Genomic DNA, 19,401 nt, shown 5'->3' on the forward strand with positions numbered 1-19,401 from the left:
GTTCGGGATGGCTTCTGCTGATCTGCTCAGCCGAAGCCGCGGAGGTACTCCTCGGCGCCTTCCGGATCGAGCAACCAGGTCTGGAAGTCCGCCGGGTCGTCGAAGCCGTCGGCGAAGCGGTCGCGGATCTCCGGGTGCCGCGCCGCCGCGGCCACGATCCGCTGCACGTGCGGCTGAGCGGGCCGCAGCGAGGTGTTCGTCCACGTCACCACGTGCCGCGCGTGCTCCCAGAACCGGTCGAAGCTCTGCTGCATCCAGGCGCGGTCGAACGCCTGCTCACCGCGCGCCACGATGCTGTCCGCATAGGACTCGGCGCACCGGCTGGCGACGTTGGCGCCCTGCCCGGTGATCGGGTCGTTGGCCACCACCGCATCGCCCATGCCCAGCACCACCGCGCCCGACGGGAGTTCGGCGACCGGCTTGCGCACCACCGGGGTCACGCCACCGGTGAGGGTGGCGCGCTCGTCGGTCAGCTCGGCACCGGCGAACCGCGCGTGCTCCCACGGCAGGTGCTCGCGCATCAGCTCCAGCATCCGCGCCCACTGCTCGTCCGCGCCGGGGCGATCCGACCAGCAGTCCATCGGGCCGCCCGGAATCCCCTCGTACAGCAGGACGTCGCACGCCCCGCCGAAGGTGCAGCCGGGGATGACGTAGATGTCGCCGACGCCGGGCATCGAACTCGCCCGGAGCAGGCCGGTGTCGGGCTCGTCCGGCGACGGAGCGGCTCCGCGCACGTAAGCGACCGCCAGCGCCCGCTGCGGCGCGGTGAACGGCGAGTGCTGCTCGTCGCGCTCGAAGATGCGGCCCAGCTCGCCCGCGCCCGTCGCCACCACCGCCAGGTCGTGGCGCTGAGCCATCGCGTCCAGCTCGGAGGCGGTGATGTCGCGGTACTCGACGGCACCGCCGCGCTCGGCGAACAGCTCCAGCCAGCGGGCCATCTTCACCCGCTGGTCCACCGACTGCGCGGGCCGGGAGAACCGGCCCCGCCAGTCCAGCACCCGCCCCTCCCCCGCCTTCTCGACGACCTTGCGCAGACCGGTGATCGGCGGCGCTTCGGCGTCCCAGAAGTTCAGCCCACGGGCCCGCTCACCGGCCAGCGCGGTGCCGAACATGGCCTGGGTGGACATCACCCGGCCACCGCGGATCTGCTCGGGCGTGCGCCCGGAGACCAAGGTCACCTCATACTGCTCGGCCTGCAGACCGAGCGCCAGCTGCAACCCGGCCTGCCCCGCTCCGACGATCAGGACCTTCCGCATTCCCCGCCCGTCCTCTCCCGCGCACCGATGCCGCGAGCGCGGTGGAGGGGCGTCGGTCCCGTCCGGGACCGGCGCCCCTCCACCGGATTCGATTCCGCCACCCGCACCGCCGCGCGGAACGAGTTCGCCGGACAGCCTCTCAGAGCTCGACGCCGAGCAGGGCGTCGACGGCCGTGCGGATCAGCTGCGGCGCTTCGGCATCCGAGCCGCCGCTCGTCAGCGCCTCCTCCACCCACGCGTCGATCGCGCGCAGCGCCTGCTGGGTGTCGAGGTCGTCGGAGAGCCGGTCGCGCAGTTCGGCGACCGCGGCCTCCGCCGCCGGGCCCGACTCCAGGGCGACGGCCTGACGCCAGCGAGCCAGCCGCGCCGCGCCCGCGGTCAGCGCGTCGGCCGTCCACGAGCGGTCGGTGCGGTAGTGGCCGTCCAGCAGCGCCAGCCGGATGGCCATCGGGTCCACCCGGTCGCCGCGCAGGCGGGAGACGAACACCAGGTTGCCCTTGGACTTGGACATCTTCTCGCCGTCCAGCCCGATCATCCCGGCGTGCACGTAGTGCTTGGCGAACGGGAACTCGCCGGTCAGCGACTCGGCGTGCGCGGCGCTGAACTCGTGGTGCGGGAAGATCAGGTCCGAACCGCCGCCCTGCACGTCGAAGCCCAGGCCCAGCCGGTTCAGCGCGATGACCGAGCACTCCAGGTGCCAGCCCGGTCGGCCCGGCCCCAGCTCGGACTCCCACGACGGCTCGCCATCGCGGGCGGCCCGCCACAGCAGCGCGTCCAGCGGGTGCTCCTTGCCCGCCCGGTCCGGATCGCCGCCGCGCTCGGCGAAGAAGGTGCGCATGGTCTCGTCGTCGTAGTTCGACTCGTAGCCGAAGTGGCCGCTGGCCCGGTGGCGGAAGTAGATGTCCGGGTGCTCGTCGTCGAGCCGGTAGGCCGCGCCGGAGGCCAGCAGCTTGCCGACCGCCTCGACGATCTCCGGGATGGACTCGACCGCGCCGACGAAGTCCGCGGGCGGCACCACCCGCAGCGCCTCCATGTCCTCGCGGAACAGCGCGGTCTCGCGCATCGCGAGCACCACCCAGTCCTCGCGGTCGCGCTCGGCGCGCTCCAGCAGCGGGTCGTCGATGTCGGTGACGTTCTGCACGTAGTGCACCTGGTGACCGTTGTCCAGCCACACCCGGTGGACCAGGTCGAACGCCAGGTAGGTGGCGGCGTGACCGAGGTGGGTGGCGTCGTACGGCGTGATGCCGCACACGTACATCCGCGCGACCGCACCGGGCTCGGTGGGCTTGACCGCACCTGCCGAGGTGTCGAAGAGGCGCAGCGGACGTGGCGTGCCCGGCACTCGAGGCACGGGAACCGATGACCAGGGTTGCATGCACTCGACCTTAAACGTCCCCCTCGGGTGGACGCCGCCATCCGGGGGATAGCCAGTATCACATCGTGGGAGGCGGGTCCGGCCCGAACGCCGCCGAGCTGGCGCGGACGCTCCCGCGAGAACACCGGAATCGCCTGTTCCGGCAAGACGAGATCCTTTGCCGAAACCACTCGGCCATAACGCCACTGAAGTGGGATCATTAGCCCTGAAAAAGGGATATCCGAACGCACAGCAATCACATCTCGCCTGGTCAGAGGCGTGAGACAACCTCTTCTCCGCGAAACGCAGATCTTCGCCCGATCTGCTGAACTCGGCATTTCCGGAGCGAGATCGGCGAAAGGAGCGGAATGGGAATCCGGGCGTCGTGATCCGGACGCTGCCCGGCCGAGCGGTGGAGGCCATCGGTGACTTCGGTAAGCGTGGAGCGGCTCCACAAGATCTTCGGGCCGCAGCCGGCGGAGCTGGTCCGCCGCATCGAGCGCGGGGCCGACCCGGACGAGATCAAGGCGGCCGGTGGCACCGCGGCGGTGGTGGACGCGTCGTTCGAGGTGGCGGAGGGCGAGACGTTCGTCGTCATGGGCCTGTCCGGCTCCGGCAAGTCGACCCTGATCCGGATGCTCAACGGCCTGCTCACGCCGACCGCCGGCCGGGTGCTCGTCGACGGCGAGGACGTCACCGCGATGTCGTCCAAGGCGCTGCGCGCGATGCGCCAGGAGAAGATGAGCATGGTCTTCCAGCACTTCGCGCTCTTCCCGCACCGGACCGTGCTGGACAACGCCGGTTACGGGCTGCGGATCCGCGGCGCGGGCGAGGACGAGCTCGTCGAGAAGGCCACCGAGGCGCTGAACCTGGTCGGCCTGGAGGGCTGGGGCGACCGCTACCCGCAGCAGCTCTCCGGCGGGATGCGCCAGCGCGTCGGGCTGGCGCGCGCTCTGGCGGCGCAGACCGACGTCCTGCTGATGGACGAGGCGTTCAGCGCGCTGGATCCGCTGATCAAGCGCGAGATGCAGGACCAGCTGCTCGACCTCAACGCCCAGCTGGGCAAGACGATCATCTTCATCACCCACGACCTCAACGAGGCGATGCGGCTGGGCGACCGGATCGCGATGATGCGCGCCGGGCGGATCGTGCAGATCGGCACCGCCCAGGAGATCCTGCGCGAACCGGCCGACTCCTACGTCGCCGAGTTCGTCCACGACGTCGACCGCAGCCGCGTGCTCACCGCCGCAGCACTGGCGGATCCGCAGGTCACCGCGCCCGCTGACGCCGAACCCGTGGCCGCGGGCACGCCGCTGAGGGAGCTGTTCCTGCGGCTCGGCGCCCGCCCGGACCCGGTGCCGGTGGTCGACGGGCAGCGCCTGCTCGGCGCGGTGACACCGGCCGCGATCTTCGAGGCGCTGAGCCGCGAGCCCGACGGCGCCGAGGAGGTTTCCGATGCGTGACGTGCTCACCCAGTACGAGCTGCCGCGGGTTCCGGTCGGCAGCTGGTTCGAAGCGGTGGTGGACTGGCTCAACGACAACATCGGCCCGGTCTTCGACTTCATCGACCTGGTGCTGCGCTCGGCGGTCGGCGGGTTGTCCCAGGTGCTGACCGCCCTGCCGCCGTCGGTCATGGTGCTGGTGTTCGCCGGGCTCGGGTGGTGGCTGCGCAGCTGGCGGTTCGGCCTGTTCAGCCTGATCGGGTTCGGGCTGGTCGCGAGCGTGCAGGAGTTCGAGGCGGCGATGCAGACCCTGTCGCTGGTGCTGGTGGCCACCGCCATCGCCATCGCCATCGGCATCCCGCTGGGCGTGCTGATGGCGCGCAGCAGCAAGGTCAGCGCGGTGCTGCGACCGGTGCTGGACCTGATGCAGACCATGCCCGCCTTCGTCTACCTCGTCCCGGTGATCGTGTTCTTCAACATCGGCGAGGTGCCGGGCGTGGTGGCCACCGTGATCTTCGCGCTGCCACCTGGTGTGCGGCTCACCGAGCTGGGCATCCGGCAGGTGGACACCGAGGTGGTCGAGGCGGGCGAGGCCTTCGGCGCACCGCCCCGCAAGATCCTCACCGGCATCCAGCTGCCGCTGGCCATGCCGTCGATCATGGCCGGGGTCAACCAGGTGATCATGCTGGCGCTGTCGATGGTGGTCATCGCGGGCATGGTCGGCGCGCCCGGCCTCGGCTCGAACATCTACGAGGCGGTCACCAGGGTCCAGCTCGCCCAGGGCTTCGAGGCCGGACTGGCGGTGGTGATCCTGGCGGTCTACCTGGACCGGATCACCGCCGTGCTCTCGGACCGCTCGCCGGTCGCGCGGGCGGAGCGCAAAGCGGCCAGGGCCGGCTGAGCCCGGTCCGCCAGCCGCCGCGGAAAGGCAGGTAGCAATGTTGTCCAGCAGGAGATCGCGGAGATTCGCCGCACTGCTCGCCGCACTGGCCGCGCTGGTCCTGGTCGCCGCCGGGTGCGGCGGCCGCGAGGCGCCGACCGGGCAGGAGTCGAAGACGATCAACATCGGCTACATCGCCTGGGACGAGGACATCGCGGTCACCTACCTCTACAAGGAGCTCCTGGAGCGCAAGGGCTACACCGTCAACGCCACCGAGCTGGAGGTCGGCCCGATCTACGCCGGGCTCGCCCAGGGCAACCCGGACCTGTTCCTGGACGCCTGGCTGCCGCAGACCCACGCCGACTACTGGAAGCAGTACGGCCCGCGGCTGGAGGACCTCGGCGTCTGGTACGACCAGGGCACGCTGAACATCGCGGTGCCCCGGTACCTGACCGGCATCAACTCGATCGAGGACCTCAAGGGCCGAGGCGCGGAGTTCGGCGGCGTGATCACCGGCATCGACCCGGGCGCCGGGCTGAGCCGCACCACCAAGGACAGCGCGATCCCGGCCTACGGCCTCGGTGGCGAGTACGCCCTGCAGACCTCCTCGACCACGGCGATGCTCGCTTCGCTGGACAAGGCCACCAAGGAGCAGAAGCCGATCGTGGTGACCCTCTGGCACCCGCACTGGGCCTACGCCCGCTACCCGCTCAAGGACCTGCAGGACCCGAAGGGCGCGATGGGCCAGGCCGAGCAGCTGCACGCCGTCGGCCGCGCCGGCTTCGCCCAGGACTTCCCCGAGGTCACGGAGATGATCAAGAAGTTCCGGCTGACCGACGACCAGCTCGCCTCCCTGGAGAACGAGATCAACAGCGCCCAGAAGGGCCACGAGCAGCAGGCGGCCGCGAAGTGGGCCGACGCCCACCCGGAGGTGATCAACACCTTCTCCGGCCGGTGACCGGGTGAGAACGGCCGTGAGCGCTTCGGGGTGCTGCGGCGCCCCGAAGCGCTCACGGCCTCCGGGGCCTAGCCCGGGTTGCGGATGCCGTCGATCAGGCGGGTCCAGTTGTCCCCGCCCTTGCCCGCTGCGATGGTCCGGTCGTAGTGCGACTTGATCGCGCGGGGCAGCTCCAGGTCGATGCCCGCTTCCTCGCTGGCCGCCAGGACGTGGTCGGCGGTCGCACCCATCATCGTGACCGTGCTCAGGTCGCCCGGGTGCTCGTCGGCGTCGACCTGCTCAGCGGATCGCGGCAGGAACTGGATCACGAGCTGGAGCACCTGCGCCGCCCACGGCGCGAAGTCCTTCGCGGGAACCCCGGCCGAGCCGAGCAGCGCCGAACCGTGCAGGAAGGCCGACAGCGCGGTCAGGAAGACGTCCAGGTTGGCCTGGTAGAACAGCTGTGCCAGACCGGGATCGGTGCCCATGTGGTGCGGTTTCCCGATGACTCCCAGCGTCTTCTCGTGCGCGTCGAAGAGGTCCTTCGACCCGCTGTAGTAGACGTAGGACGCCTCGGTGCCGATCATCGGCGCGGGCACCATGACGCCGCCGGTCAGGAACCGGGCACCGCGCTGCTCGGCCCACTTCGCCGCTTCGCGGGTCACCTCCGGGCTGTCCGAGCTGAGGTTGACCACGACCTTGCCGGTCAGATCCTCGACCCGGCCCAGGACGTCGTACATCGCCGCGTAGTCCGTCAAGCTGAGGACGACCAGGTCGGCGGCCCGGACCGCCTCGGCCGGAGCGGCTGCGCGGACGGCACCGCGCGCGACCACGTCGTCGGCCCGGCTCGCGGTCCGGTTCCACACCGTGACCGGGTGCCCGGCGTCCAGCAGGGCGTGCACCATCGCCTTGCCCATCGGTCCGAGTCCGATCAGGGTGACGGGCTGCTTCATGTCGTTCTCCACGGGTTTTCGTTCGGATGTCACCGCGGGTCGCGGATGACGTCGATGAGTGCGGTCCAGCTCTCGCCGCCCCGGCCGGCGGCGATCGCGCGGTCGTAGTGCGCCTTGATCGCCTTCGGCAGCGCGGCGTCGATGCCCACCGCGCGGCTGGCTTCCAGGAGGTGCTCGGCGCTGGCGGCCATCATCCGGGCGGTGCCCAGGTCTCCGGGGTGCTCGCCGCGGTCGATCTGCGCCGCGGCCGCCGGGAGCACCAGCGGATTGGTGGTGAGGTTGTCCACCGCCCAGGGCAGGAACTCCTGGGCGGACACCCCTGCCGAGCCGACCAGCGCGGTGGCGTGCAGGTACGCCGCCAGGCTGACCAGGAACAGGTCGATGTGCGCCAGGTAGTACAGCTGGGCCAGCCCGTGATCGGCGCCCACGTGGTGCGGCTCGCCGATCAGCCGCAGCGTCTGCTCGTGGGCTGCCAGGAGCTCCGCCGGGCCGCTGTAGAACACCTTGGCCGGTTCCGCGCCGACGAGCTCGGCGGAGGCCAGCACGCCGCCGGTGAGGAACTGGCCGCCGCGCTGCTCGATCCAGCGCGCCGCCTCGCGGGAGACGTCCGGGGTGTCCGAGCTGAGGTTGACGATCACCTTGCCGGTCAGATCCGGTACCGGGCCGAGGATCTCGTACATCGCCGCGTAGTCGGTCAGGCTCAGCAGCACCAGCTCGCCGGCCGCCACCGCCTCCGCCGGGGTGGCGGCGCGGACGGCACCGCGCGCGACCACGTCGTCGGCCCGGCTCGCGGTCCGGTTCCACACCGTGACCGGGTGCCCGGCGTCCAGCAGGACCTTGACCATGGCCTGCCCCATCGGACCCAGGCCGATGAGGGTGACAGGTTGTTTCACGTCGTTCTCCAATGCTTCTCAGCGCTTGAGCAGTTCGATGACGCCGACGATGTCTTCGTGGCCGCGGCCGTCGGCGACCCGGCGCTGCATCAGCTGGTACACCGGCAGCAGGAGTTCGGCGCTGATGCCCTGCTCCTCCGCCGCGATGAAGTGGTTGGCGAACCCGGCGGTCTGCATGCCGAGGTTGGAGACGACGTCCTCGCCGTAGTCACCGGCGTCGATCTGCTCGGCCGCTGCGAGGGGCCAGGTGACCACGCCCTGCAACCACTTGCTCAGCAGTGGCGCGAACTCCCGCGTCGAACCACCGGTCGAGCGCACCAGGGCGAGCGCGTGCAGCGAGCCCGCGATCACCCCGTACATGCCGGCGAGCAGCGCGAGGTCCTGCAGCGCCGCAGCGCCCGCGTCATCGCCGAGGTAGCGGCTCTCGCCGAAGGCGTCCAGCACCGGCTGCCAGGTCTCGAAGGTTCCGCTCGGGCCGCTGTAGAGCACGAACGCCTCGGGCGTGGCGATCATCGGCGGGACGGCCATGATGCCGCCGTCGAGGTAGTCGGCACCGTGATCGGCCGCCCAGGCGGCCATTTCGCGGGCTTGACCGGGAGTGCCGTTGGTCAGGTTGACCAGCGTGCGCCCGGCCAGCACATCGGTGTGCGGGACCAGCACCTGACTCACCGAGTCGTAGTCGAGCAGGCAGATGACCACCAACTGGCTGGCCACGATCGCATCGGCGGCGGTCTCCGCTCGGGACGCGCCCCTGGCCACCAACGGCTCGGCCCTGGCCGCCGTGCGGTTCCAGACCGTCACCCGGTGGCCCGCCGCGAGCAGTGCGTCCGCCAGCGCCGTTCCCATGTCGCCGAGACCGACGACGCTCACCGTCTTGTCGTTCATTGGAATTCCTCTCGTCGCTGATGGCGGAGGAGACCGGCGGGGTGAACTTCCACCGGTCCCCTCGCCTTCCCGGCCGGGTTCGAGCTCCACCGCGCACCGCTGCGCCCGAACGCTGGAGTCCGCAGCGGACTCCAGCTGCCAGAACGGTGGACTCGACCGACCGGAGTTCCCCGGTGACCGCGCGGGTTTCGCGAATGCCGTCGATCAACCCGCTCGCGGCGTTGCGAGCAGTTCGACGAGGCTCGCGGTGTCCTCGTGGCCGTGGCCGTCTGCGACCCGGCGCTGCAGCAGCGAGTAGATCGGGGTGATCAGCTCGGTGCTGATCCCCGATTCCTCCGCTGCGGTGAGGAAGTTGGCGTACGCGGTGGTCTGCATGGCGAGGTTCGAGGTCACGTCGTCGGCGTAGTCGCCTGCGTCGATCCGCGCGGCCATCGCCTCCGCGTAGGCGCCCATGGTCTCGACGTACCGGCGGGCCATCGGCGCGAACTCCGCCGCGGACCCGCCCGCCGAGCGGACCAGCGCGTAGGCGTGCAGGACGCCGCCGAACATCCCGTACATGCTGTTGAGCAGGGCGATGTCGTGCAGCGCGGCGAGTCCCGGGTCCGCACCGAGGTGGTGGCTCTCGCCGAAGGCGTCCAGCACCGGCCGCCAGGTCTCGAAGGTTCCGCTCGGGCCGCTGTAGAGCACGAACGCCTCGGGCGTGGCGATCATCGGCGGGACGGCCATGATGCCGCCGTCCAGGTAGTCGGCGCCGTGCTCGGTGGCCCACGCCGCCATCTCGCGGGCCTGACTCGGTGTGCCGTTGGTCAGGTTGACCAGCGTGCGCCCGGCCAGCACATCGGTGTGCGGGACCAGCACCTGACCGACCGAGTCGTAGTCGAGCAAGCAGATGACCACCAACTGGCTGGCCACGATCGCATCGGCGGCGGTCTCCGCACGGGACGCGCCCCTGGCCACCAACGGCTCGGCCCTGGCCGCCGTGCGGTTCCAGACCGTCACCCGGTGGCCCGCCGCGAGCAGTGCGTCCGCCAGCGCGGTACCCATGTCGCCGAGTCCGAGGACGCTCACGGCCTTCTGGTTCATCGGTTCTCCTTCCGCTGGTGACCAGCCTGCTGGGGGCCGCGCACGGTCCGCGCACGACCGGCTGGGGGTGTCGGGCGCGCGCACTAGGCTTGGACCGTGCGTTTCGGAGTGCTCGGCCCGCTGGGGGTGTGGACCGCCGATGGCGAACCCGTGGTGGTTCCCGAGGCGAAGGTCCGCGCCCTGCTCGTGGCGCTGCTCGCGCACGACGGCCCGGTGTCGGCCGATCGCCTGGTCGACCACCTGTGGGGCGCCGAACCGCCCGGCAACCCGGCCAACACGCTGCAGACCAAGGTCTCCCAGCTGCGCAGGGCCATCGGCCGCGAGCTGGTGACCTACCGCTCCGCCGGGTACGCGCTGGTGACCGACCCGGAGGCCGTCGACGCGCACCGGTTCCGCCGCCTGGTCGCGCAGGCCCGGGCGACGGCGGCGCCGAGCGCGCGCCGGGCGCTGCTGGACGATGCGCTGGCGCTGTGGCGGGGCCCGGCGTTCGCCGACTTCGCCGACGAGCCGTTCGTCCAGGCCGCCCGCCAGCGGTTGGCCGAGGAGCACCTGGACGCGCTGGAGGAGTCCGCCGCCGCCCGGCTCGAGCTGGGCGAGCACGCCGCTCTCGCCGGTGAGCTCGGCGAACTCGTGGCCGCGAACCCGCTGCGCGAGCGGCTGCGGGCGCTGCACGTGCGGGCCCTGTACCGCGCTGGGCGGCAGAGCGAGGCGCTGGCCGGGCTGGCCGAGCTGCGCGAGCGGCTGGCCGACGAGCTGGGCATCGACCCGAGCCCGGAGCTGGTCGAGCTCCAGCAGGCGATCCTGACCCAGGACGTCTCGCTGGCCGCCCCGGCCGCCGTCCCGCACAACCTGCCGGTGCCGGTGACCGACCTGGTCGGGCGGGACGGCGAGAGCGCGGAGGTGCTGGCGCTGCTGGGTTCGTCGCGGCTGGTCACGCTGACCGGGCCGGGCGGTGTGGGCAAGACGCGCCTGGCGATCGAATCGGCTCGCGGGGCGGTGTTCCGGGACGGCGTGCGGCTGGTGGAGCTGGCCGGGATCGAGCCCGGTGAGGACGTCACCTGCTCGCTGGAGCACGCCGTGCTCGCCTCGCTGGAGGTGCAGGAAGCGGCGATGTCCTCGGCCGACCCGATCGTGGAGGCCTTGCGCGCCAAGGAGATCCTGCTGGTGCTCGACAACTGCGAGCACGTGATCGGGTCCGCCGCGTCGATGGTCGCGCGGCTGCTGCGGCTGCTGCCGGGGCTGCGGATCCTCGCCACCAGCCGGGAAGCGCTGGGCATCGCGGGCGAAACCCTGCTGCCGGTACCGCCGCTCGCCGTTCCCGACAGCGGCGCCGAGCTCGGCGAGGTCCGCGCCTCGGCCGCGGTCCGGCTGTTCGCCGCCCGCGCCGCCGCCACCTCGCCGGGCTTCGACATCACCGCCGAGAACTCCGCCTCGGTGGCGGCGATCTGCCGGCGGCTCGACGGCATCCCGCTGGCGCTGGAGCTGGCCGCCACCCGCATCCGGGCCCTCGGCGCGCGAACGCTGGAGTCCAGGTTGGACGATCGGTTCGCGCTGCTGAACTCCGGCCACCGCGATGCGCCGGAGCGGCAGCGGACCCTGCACGCGGTGATCGACTGGAGCTGGCAGCTGCTGCCGACCGCGGAGCGGATCGTGTTGCGCCGCTTGGCGATTCACCGCGACGGCTGCACCCTGGCCACGGCCGAGGTGGTGTGCTCCGGCGACGGCGTCCGACCGACCGAGGTGCTGGACCTGCTGTCGCGCCTGGTGGACCGATCGCTGGTGGTCGTCGCGGAGAGCCGGACCGGCGAGCACCGCTACCGGCTGTTGGACACCGTCGCCGCCTACTGCTTGGAGCAGCTGCGCGAAGCAGGCGAGCACGACACGGTGCGGCAGCGGCGCAACGAGCACTACGCCGATTTCGCCGAGCGCGCCGAGGCCCAGCTGCGCGGCCCGGAGCAGCGGCGGTGGCTCGAACTGCTGGACGCCGAAGCAGCCAACCTGCGCGCGGTGCTCGACGACGCCTCGCCCGAAGTGGCGTTGCGGCTGGTCACGGCGCTGACCTGGTACTGGTTCCTGCGTGGCAGGCTCACCGAGGCCCGGCAGTCGCTCGCGGCCGCACTGGCCACCTCCGGAGCGGATGATCGGGCGGAGAAACGTCCAGTGCTGCTCAACGGCATCTCAGGGGGCCGTGACGCAGCCCAGCCACGAGAAACCGCCGAACGCGGGATCGGTCCCGAACGCGACCACCACTGTGAATCGCGGAAAGGCGGAAGCGAGGCGGCCGCGTGGTACGCGGCGATCGCGTTGCTTACGGGTGAGCAAGTGGAGGACCTGGATGCGTGGCGGGGCATCACCGATCGCGCCAAGCGCGCCCGCGCCCGCTGGTTCCTCGCCCACGCCCAGTACACGGTCGCCGACCTGGGTGCGGCGGAGGCGACCGTCAACGAGGTGGTCGAGGAGTTCACCGCGCTGCAGGACCGCTGGGGCCTGGCCGCGGCGCTGAGCGATCACTCGACGCACCTGATGACCCGCGGTGATCTCGCCGCGGCACTGGCCGCGGCCGAGCGCAGCGCCGAGCTCTTCCGCACCACCGGTGATCGCTGGGGGTTGGCGCAGGCGTCTTACGCGCTGGGCATGCTCGCCGGGGTCACCGGCGACTACACCAGTGCCGAGCGCCACCACACCGAAGCCCTGCGCGGTGCGGAGAGCATCGGCCTGTGGGCCGAAGTGGCCTACCAGACCTCCTGGCTCGGCCGGGTGGCGCTGCTCAGGCACGACTACCCGCGGGCGCGCGAGCTGCACGGGCGCGCGATGCGGCTGGCGGCCGAGCGCGGCTTCACCCCGGCCGAGATGTACGCCGAAACGGGGCTGGCGCTGGGCGCGCGCCGCGAAGGCCGCTTCGACGAGGCCGAGCGGCACCTCTACCGGGTGCTGGAATGGCACCGGCGAGTGGAGTTCGAGCCGGGCAACACGCTGATCCTGGCCGAACTCGGCTTCCTCGCCGAACTGCGCGGAGACCTCGACGCGGCGCGCGAGCACCACCTGTCGGCCTATCGCATCGCCCGCAGGATCGGCGATCCCCGCTCGATCGCCCTGACCCTCGAAGGCCTGGCGGGCGCCGAGGCCGCGACCGCCCCGGAACGAGCGGCCCGCCTGCTCGGCGCGGCCGAAGCGGCGCGAGCCTCAGCGGGCACGCCGCTGCCCGAAGCCGAGCGCGGCGACCTCAACCGGATCACCGCCGAAGCCCGAAAACGGCTCACCGAAGGCGAATTCGCTATCGCCGTCGCCGAGGGCGCGGACCACTTCCCCACCGACATCGACGCCCTGACGACCCCGGAACCCCTGCCAAGCCCCTCTTAGGGGAGGCAATTTCAATGGAAATCAGACGTCGAATTTCCATTGAAATCGCGGAGCCGTCGGCGTGTCGGGAGAACGACACACCGACGGGTGCGCAACTTCCATTGAATTCGACGACGTGATTTCCATTGAAATCGCGGAAGTCCCTGCCCCCGGGCGTCCGGCGCGCCGGTGAACGCGCAGGTCCGGAGCCGCAACGCGGCGCACGCTCCACGCCGGGATCCTCCTCGGCAGGAGGGATTGCCGACGGGCACCCGGGCGGGCGACCGTATAGTTGCCACCCGTGTCAAGCGTTCACCTGCTGCCCATCAAGACAGCGGCGCTCATCTTCCCGTTGCTCGCCATCGTCCTGTTCCTGCCCGCCGCGGTGGTCACCTACCGCAGGCACGGCGTCATGACGAGCTGGCGCACGTTGTCGTTCTACAGCTTCCTGTTCTACGCGCTGACGGCGTTCTTCATGACGCTGATCCCGCTGCCCTCCCGGGTGGTGGACGTGTGCGCGAAGTACCCGAAGATGGCGCAGCCCGCGCTGACACCCGGCAACACCTTCGGCGACATCTGGAAGGAAGCCGGCGGTGAGGTCAGCTTCGGCGCTCTCGTGCTGCACAACCCGGCCGTGTGGCAGGCGACGCTGAACGTGGCGCTGCTGGTGCCACTGGGCATGTACCTGCGCTACCACTTCAAGCGCGGTTTCCTCACCACCGCCGCGATCGGCCTCGGCGTGTCGCTGTTCTTCGAGCTCACCCAGTACACCGGCGTGTGGGGCCTCTACGCCTGCCCGTACCGGCTGGCCGACGTCGACGACATCATCACCAACACCTCCGGCGCGATGCTGGGCTGGTGGCTGGCCGGGCCGCTGACCCGATGGCTGCCCACATTGGACTCCATCGACGACGGCGTGCTGGCCCGCCGCCCGGTTCCGCTGGGACGGCGCCTGGTGGCGTTCATCGTCGACATGTGCCTGCTGCCGTTCGCGATGCTGTTCTGCACGCTGGTGGCCGCGCTGTTCGTCGACGTCGGCTTCCTCAGCGGTCTGCTGCTGACGGTGCTGGTGTACTTCGTCCTGATCCCGTGGACCCTGGGCGGCACACCGGGCAAGAGGCTGCTGCTGCTCAAGCTCGTCGGCCCCGACGAGAACGCGCGGCCCGCGCCGTGGCGACTGCTGGTCCGAGCCGTGGTGCTGGCGCTCCCGATGGTCCCGATCGCGGGCGTGATGATGCTCGGGGTGACGGTCCTGCTGAGCCTGCCGGGCGAGCTGCTGTTCGGCGCCGCCCGCACCCTGCTCGACGAGCCGTTGGAGCTGATCTACGCGCTCGGCGGGTTCGAGCCGCTGCTGATCTTCGGCTTCCTGACCGCGTTGGTGTGCGGCGCGCTGCTCCTGGTGTTCTGCGTGGCCCTCTACCGCAACCCGGACCGCTTTGGCTTCCACGAGCTGCTCTCCGGAGTCCACAACAAGGCCCTCCCCCACAAGCGCGCCCGCCGCGCTCCGCAGGAGCCCGCCCCGGAGGACGAGGCCACGGCCAAGATCCCGGCCGAGTGATCGGCTGAGCCGGTTCAGCGGCGGCGCTTGGTGCGGAGGTAGTCGCCGACGACCGCCGCACCGAGGCCGTCGGCCGATGGTGCCACGACCCGGCCGCCGCCGCGGCGGGCGAGCAGGTCCACGAACGCCGCCAGCCTCGGGTCCTCGCCCAGCATGAACACGCTCAGCGTCGTGCCCAGGCGAGCCAGTGCGTCCACTTCGGACAGCGTGGCGACCAGGGTGCGCGGGTCCGGCGGGTACTGGAAGACGGCCTCGCCGTCGGGTTCCAGGTGGGCCGTCGGCTCGCCGTCGGTGACCACCAGCACCACCGGTTCGGCGTCCGGGTGGCGGCGCAGGTGCCGTCCGGCCAGCAGCAGCGCGTGGTGCAGGTTCGTGCCCTGCTCCCAGACGCCCTCCAGCGCCGCGAGCTCACCGACCTCCACAGTGGACGCGTAGCGGCCGAAGGTGACCAGCTGCAGCGCGTCGGAGCGGAACCGGGTGGCCACCAGGTGGTGCAGCGCCAGCGCGGTGCGCTTCATCGGCACCCAGCGGCCGTCCTGCACCATCGACCACGACGTGTCCACGCACAGCACGACGGCCGCCCGCGAGCGCTGCTCGGTCTCGGCGACCTCCAGATCCGCGATGTCCAGCAGCGGCGAGTCCGCGCCCTCGGCCGCGCGGCGCAGCACCGCGTTGCGCACCGTCCGGGAGGCGTCCCAGGGCTCCGAGTCGCCGTAGTTCCACGGCCGCGTCGTCCCGGTCAGCTCGCCCGCCGCCCCCGCGCGGTCGGTGTCGCGCTCACCGCGCTGCGATCGCAGCTGCGAGATCACCGAGCGCAGCGCGGTTTCGCCGAGCCGCCGCATCGCGCGCGGGCTCAGCCGCAGGCTGCCGTCGGGCGCGCGCTGCAGCAAGCCCTGCTGGCGCAGCTGCCGTTCGATCTGCGACAACCGCTGCGCGTCGACGACCGCCTGCGGGCCGAGCTGCCGCTCCAGCGCCTCCAGGTCGATGTCGGCCAGGCTCGCGCCGGGATAGGCCTGCCCGAGCTGCTCGGCCAGCCGGTCCATCTCGCCGAGCTCGGCCATCGCGGCCGTCGCCTCCGCCAGCCCCATCGGCTGATCTCCGCGGAATCGCGCCCGGCCCGTCCAGTCCTCGCCCGGCCGCAGCTGCTGCAGCTGCCGGTCCAAGCTCTGCAACGCCTGCGCGATGCGCGGATCGCCGAAGGCCTGCTGCGACAAGGCCATCAGCTCGTCGCGCTGCTGGTCGTTCATCGAGTTCATCAGCCGCTGGGCCGCGGCCGAACGCGCCGCCAGCGCGTCGATCAGCTCGTCGACGTCGCGCGGGTTCTCCGGGAAGAACTCCCCGTGCCTGGCCATGAACCGCTCGAACTGCTGGGGCACGTCCGCATCGCCGCGGGCGTGCGCGGCCAGCAGCGCCGAGAGGTCGTCGAGCATCTCCCGCACCCGCTCGACGTCTTCGGGCGTGACCTGCTGCATCGCCTGCTTCATGCCCTGGAAGCGCTGCTCGAGGACCTCCGAGCCCAGCAGCTGCTGGATCTCCTCGAAGGCTTCCCGCGCCTCCGCTGAGCGCCAGTCGTAGTTGGCCAGCTCCGCGACCTGCCCGGCCACGTCCGGCGGCAGCGCGTCCAGCTGCAGCTCGCGGAACCGCGCGTCCTCTCCGGTGTCGGCCGCGAGCGCGAGCCGCTCCTGCTGCAGCGCGCGATCCAGCAACCGCCGCACCTCGGCGATCGTGCCGTCCAGCCGGTGGCGCCGCTGCAGCTCGCTGCGCCGCTGCCACAGCCGCCGGGTCAGGTCGTCGAGCCCGGAGACGTCGCGGGTGCCGGTGCGCAGCAGCTCCTCCAGCGCCGCGCGCGGTGAAGCGCCCTCCATCACGTCGCGGCCGAGCTGGTCGAGCGCGGCGCGCAGGTCCACCGGCGGTTCCAGCGGATCGGGCCCGCCGTGCCACGCGTCGTACCGGAACCGCGGGGACATCAGCTGTACACCGACCTGTCGTCCTCGGCGTCCTTGCCGAGCCGCTTGGCCAGGAACAGCGATTCCAGCGCGAGCTCCACGGCGCTGGCGATTCGTCCGGGCGGATCACCCGCCCGCACCTCCAGCCGCTCGGCGACCTGGTGCAGCACCGGCAGCTCCGGCAGCGCGGTCAGCACGTCGTGCCCGGACACCCGCTCCCCGGTGGCCACCGGGTGGCCGTCGGCCACGGCTTGGGCCAGCGACTGCAGGTCGAGCCCGGCGAACAGGCCGCGCGCGGTGTCGGCCACCGAACGGCGCAGCAGGTAGCCCAGCAGCTCTTCCTCGCGGCCCTCCTCGCCCGCCTCGAACTCGATCTTGCCGCGGAGCACCGCGGGCACCGTGGCCAGGTCGACCGGCCGGGCCACCGCCGGGTGCTCGCCGGTCACGGCGGCGCGGTGCAGCGCGGCGGCCGAGACGGTCTCGGCGGCGGCGATGGCGAACCGGGCCGACACGCCGGAGCGCTGGTCCACGGCGGTCGACTCGCGAAGGTGGCCGACGAACCGGGCCAGCACCTCCAGCAGGTGGTCGCCGACCTCGGCGGGCAGGTCCGCCTCCTGGCGCACCAGCGCCACCTCGTCGTCGACGTCCTGCGGGTAGTGCGTGCGGATCTCGGCGCCGAAGCGGTCCTTCAGCGGCGTGATGATCCGGCCGCGGTTGGTGTAGTCCTCGGGGTTGGCGGTGGCGACCAGCAGCACGTCCAGCGGGAGCCGCAGGTTGTAGCCGCGGATCTGGATGTCGCGCTCCTCCATCACGTTCAGCAGCGCGACCTGGATGCGCTCGGCCAGGTCCGGCAGCTCGTTGACGGTCACGATGCCGCGGTGCGCGCGGGGCACGAGTCCGAAGTGGATGGTCTCCGGGTCGCCCAGCGACCGGCCCTCGGCGACCTTGACCGGGTCGACGTCGCCGACCAGGTCGCCGACCGAGGTGTCCGGGGTGGCCAGCTTCTCCGCGTAGCGCTCGCCGCGGTGCCGCCAGGCCACCGGCAGCTCGTCGCCGAGCTCGGCGGCCCGCCGCCGGGAAGCCGGGGTGATCGGTCGCAGCGGGTGCTCGCCGAGCTCGGAGCCGTCGATGACCGGCGTCCACTCGTCGAGCAGCTCGGTGAGGCTGCGCAGCAGCCGCGTCTTGCCCTGCCCTCGCTCGCCGAGCAGCACCACGTCGTGCCCGGCGATCAGGGCGCGCTCCAGCTGCGGCAGCACGGTCCGGTCGAAGCCGACGATGCCGGGCCACAGCGCCCGGCCGGAGCGCAGGGCGGTCAGCAGGTTCGCGCGCAACTCGGCCTTCACACTGCGCGGAGCGTGGCCGCTGGCCCGCAGCTCCCCCGCGGTGCGGGGCAGACCGGGAGGTGGGGTCGGGTTCGTCACCCTGCCGACGCTACCCGGCGAGGCCGACGAACGCCGAAATAGCAGAAAGGTTTTCGCATCCCGGGCGGCTGGCCGCCGCTCGCGACGTGTAGAAACACCACGTATCCGGTGGCGCGAGGAGGGACATCAGTGGAGATCGAGGTGGACCCCGGTGAAGTCGGCTTCGACGCAGCCCGGTTGCGGCGCATCGACCGGCACTTCGCCCAGTACGTCGACACCGGGAAGCTGCCCGGCTGGCTGGTCCTGGTCACCCGCCGCGGCAAGATCGCGCACCTGGCCACCCACGGCATGCGCGACGTCGAGAGCAGCGCGCCGGTGCGCCCGGACACCCTGTTCCGGATCTTCTCGATGACCAAGCCGATCACCTCCACCGCGATCATGATGCTGCACGAGGAGGGCGCCCTCGAGCTCACCGACCCGGTCAGCGACTTCATCCCGTCCTTCGCCGACATGCGCGTCTACACCAGCGGCAGCGCCAGCGCGCCGCAGACCCGCCCGGCGGGCGAGGAGATGCGGATCTGGCACCTGCTCACCCACACCTCCGGGCTCACCTACGACTTCCACCACGTGCACCCGGTGGACGAGCTCTACCGCCGCGCCGGCTTCGGCAACGGCCTCGGCTCCCGGCTGGACCTGGCGGGCTGCTGCGACGCCTGGGCCTCGCTGCCGCTGCTGTTCGACCCCGGAACGGCCTGGAACTACTCGGTGGCCACCGACGTGCTCGGCCGGATCGTCGAGGTGATCTCCGGGCAGACGCTCGACGAGTTCTTCCGCACCCGCATCTTCGAGCCGCTGGGCATGTCCGACACCGGCTTCGCGGTCGCCCGCGAGGACGCCGACCGGCTGGCCACCCTCTACATCGCCGACCCGCAGGGCCTCGCGCGCCGCCACCCCCAGCACGACGAGGCGCACGCGGCCGCCTTCGAGCTGCCCAAGGCGCTCTCCGGCGGCGGCGGGCTGTTCTCCTCGGCGCACGACTACCACCGCTTCACCCAGATGCTGCTGCGCCGGGGCGAGCTGGACGGCGCCCGGCTGCTGGGCAGCCGCACCGTCGACTACATGACCCGCAACCACCTGCCGGGCGGGGCCGACCTGGAATCGATGGCGCTCAACTCGTTCTCCGAGGCCCGCAACGCGGGCAAGGGCTTCGGCCTGGGCTTCTCGGTGGTGCAGGACCCGGCGGCGGGCAAGGTGATCAGCTCGGCGGGCGAGTACGCCTGGGGCGGCGTGGCCAGCACGGCGTTCTGGGTCGACCCGGCGGAAGACCTGACGGTCCTCTTCCTGACCCAGCTGATGCCCTCCAGCACCCACCCCATCCGCTCCCAGCTCCACCAACTCGTCCACCAAGCCCTCATCGACTGACCCCCAGTCGACCGAGCCCTAGCCGACCGAACCCTGGCCGACTGAGCCCCCACCACGCCGGACACACCAACGGCACCTCCGGACGGCACATC

Annotated in this window: 14 protein-coding genes; 6 read left to right on the top strand and 8 right to left on the bottom strand. The window is 71.7% G+C overall.

The window, feature by feature from the left end:
* Positions 1-26: 26 nt before the first annotated feature.
* Together C4T78_RS01260 and mshC are read right to left on the bottom strand one after the other, a co-directional pair.
* On the bottom strand, positions 27-1,256 hold the full coding sequence (locus C4T78_RS01260; protein ID WP_093346044.1) for a styrene monooxygenase/indole monooxygenase family protein: 1,230 nt from the start codon (positions 1,254-1,256) through the stop codon (positions 27-29).
* Between the two features lie 139 nt (positions 1,257-1,395).
* A complete protein-coding gene (mshC, locus tag C4T78_RS01265; protein ID WP_093346042.1) occupies positions 1,396-2,631 on the bottom strand; it encodes a cysteine--1-D-myo-inosityl 2-amino-2-deoxy-alpha-D-glucopyranoside ligase in 1,236 nt (411 codons plus the stop codon).
* Positions 2,632-3,035: 404 nt separating this feature from the next.
* Here mshC and C4T78_RS01270 point away from each other — a divergent pair, with 404 nt between their 5' ends.
* Genes C4T78_RS01270 through C4T78_RS01280 form a run of 3 tightly spaced genes read left to right on the top strand, consistent with a single transcriptional unit; the run spans position 3,036 to position 5,890 of the window.
* Entirely contained in the window at positions 3,036-4,073 is a 1,038-nt protein-coding gene (locus C4T78_RS01270; protein WP_309599251.1) for a quaternary amine ABC transporter ATP-binding protein, read from the top strand.
* On the top strand, positions 4,066-4,953 hold the full coding sequence (locus tag C4T78_RS01275; protein WP_093346038.1) for an ABC transporter permease: 888 nt from the start codon (positions 4,066-4,068) through the stop codon (positions 4,951-4,953). Before C4T78_RS01270 ends, C4T78_RS01275 begins: the two co-directional genes overlap by 8 nt.
* A 37-nt stretch (positions 4,954-4,990) precedes the next feature.
* Entirely contained in the window at positions 4,991-5,890 is a 900-nt protein-coding gene (locus tag C4T78_RS01280; RefSeq protein ID WP_093346035.1) for a glycine betaine ABC transporter substrate-binding protein, read from the top strand.
* 68 nt (positions 5,891-5,958) lie between these two features.
* Here the strand turns inward: C4T78_RS01280 and C4T78_RS01285 are convergent, their stop codons facing one another.
* The 4 genes from C4T78_RS01285 to C4T78_RS01300 form a co-directional block, all read right to left on the bottom strand.
* Positions 5,959-6,822, bottom strand: a complete 864-nt coding sequence (locus C4T78_RS01285) for an NAD(P)-dependent oxidoreductase (protein ID WP_093346033.1) — start codon at positions 6,820-6,822, stop codon at positions 5,959-5,961.
* 29 nt (positions 6,823-6,851) lie between these two features.
* Positions 6,852-7,715 (bottom strand): NAD(P)-dependent oxidoreductase, encoded by an 864-nt coding sequence (locus C4T78_RS01290; RefSeq protein ID WP_218161432.1) that lies wholly within the window; start codon positions 7,713-7,715, stop codon positions 6,852-6,854.
* Positions 7,716-7,733: 18 nt separating this feature from the next.
* Positions 7,734-8,606, bottom strand: coding sequence for an NAD(P)-dependent oxidoreductase (locus tag C4T78_RS01295; RefSeq protein ID WP_093348327.1), 873 nt, complete (start codon positions 8,604-8,606; stop codon positions 7,734-7,736).
* 198 nt (positions 8,607-8,804) lie between these two features.
* A complete protein-coding gene (locus tag C4T78_RS01300; RefSeq protein ID WP_093346030.1) occupies positions 8,805-9,683 on the bottom strand; it encodes an NAD(P)-dependent oxidoreductase in 879 nt (292 codons plus the stop codon).
* Positions 9,684-9,779: 96 nt separating this feature from the next.
* On the opposite strand from C4T78_RS01300, the gene C4T78_RS01305 reads away from it, so the two are divergent.
* Together C4T78_RS01305 and C4T78_RS01310 are read left to right on the top strand one after the other, a co-directional pair.
* Complete coding sequence (locus tag C4T78_RS01305; protein ID WP_093346028.1) at positions 9,780-13,043, top strand: AfsR/SARP family transcriptional regulator; 3,264 nt, start codon at positions 9,780-9,782, stop codon at positions 13,041-13,043.
* 280 nt (positions 13,044-13,323) lie between these two features.
* Positions 13,324-14,580: a VanZ family protein gene (locus C4T78_RS01310; protein ID WP_093346025.1), complete on the top strand. Its 1,257-nt coding sequence runs from the start codon at positions 13,324-13,326 to the stop codon at positions 14,578-14,580.
* Positions 14,581-14,594: 14 nt separating this feature from the next.
* On the opposite strand, the gene C4T78_RS01315 is transcribed toward C4T78_RS01310, so the two are convergent.
* Positions 14,595-16,547 carry a vWA domain-containing protein gene (locus C4T78_RS01315; protein ID WP_093346022.1) on the bottom strand — a complete coding sequence of 651 codons (1,953 nt, stop codon included), beginning with the start codon at positions 16,545-16,547 and terminating at the stop codon, positions 14,595-14,597.
* The gene (locus tag C4T78_RS01320; protein WP_093346019.1) at positions 16,547-17,947 is read right to left on the bottom strand and encodes an ATP-binding protein; all 1,401 of its coding nucleotides are present in this window, start codon (positions 17,945-17,947) and stop codon (positions 16,547-16,549) included. The genes C4T78_RS01315 and C4T78_RS01320 overlap by 1 nt, the downstream gene beginning before the upstream one ends.
* Positions 17,948-18,076: 129 nt before the next feature.
* Here C4T78_RS01320 and C4T78_RS01325 point away from each other — a divergent pair, with 129 nt between their 5' ends.
* Positions 18,077-19,309, top strand: coding sequence for a serine hydrolase domain-containing protein (locus C4T78_RS01325; RefSeq protein WP_235862989.1), 1,233 nt, complete (start codon positions 18,077-18,079; stop codon positions 19,307-19,309).
* Positions 19,310-19,401 lie beyond the last annotated feature (92 nt).

It is taken from the genome of Saccharopolyspora kobensis (assembly GCF_900108315.1).
Taxonomy (GTDB): Bacteria; Actinomycetota; Actinomycetes; order Mycobacteriales; family Pseudonocardiaceae; genus Saccharopolyspora; species Saccharopolyspora kobensis.

Coding starts and splice junctions, on each gene's coding strand:
- C4T78_RS01260 (WP_093346044.1), bottom strand. CDS start 1,256: ATGCGGAAGGTCCTGATCGTCGGAGCGGGGCAGGCCGGGTTGCAGCTG.
- C4T78_RS01285 (WP_093346033.1), bottom strand. CDS start 6,822: ATGAAGCAGCCCGTCACCCTGATCGGACTCGGACCGATGGGCAAGGCG.
- C4T78_RS01275 (WP_093346038.1), top strand. CDS start 4,066: ATGCGTGACGTGCTCACCCAGTACGAGCTGCCGCGGGTTCCGGTCGGC.
- mshC (WP_093346042.1), bottom strand. CDS start 2,631: ATGCAACCCTGGTCATCGGTTCCCGTGCCTCGAGTGCCGGGCACGCCA.
- C4T78_RS01315 (WP_093346022.1), bottom strand. CDS start 16,547: ATGTCCCCGCGGTTCCGGTACGACGCGTGGCACGGCGGGCCCGATCCG.
- C4T78_RS01280 (WP_093346035.1), top strand. CDS start 4,991: ATGTTGTCCAGCAGGAGATCGCGGAGATTCGCCGCACTGCTCGCCGCA.
- C4T78_RS01300 (WP_093346030.1), bottom strand. CDS start 9,683: ATGAACCAGAAGGCCGTGAGCGTCCTCGGACTCGGCGACATGGGTACC.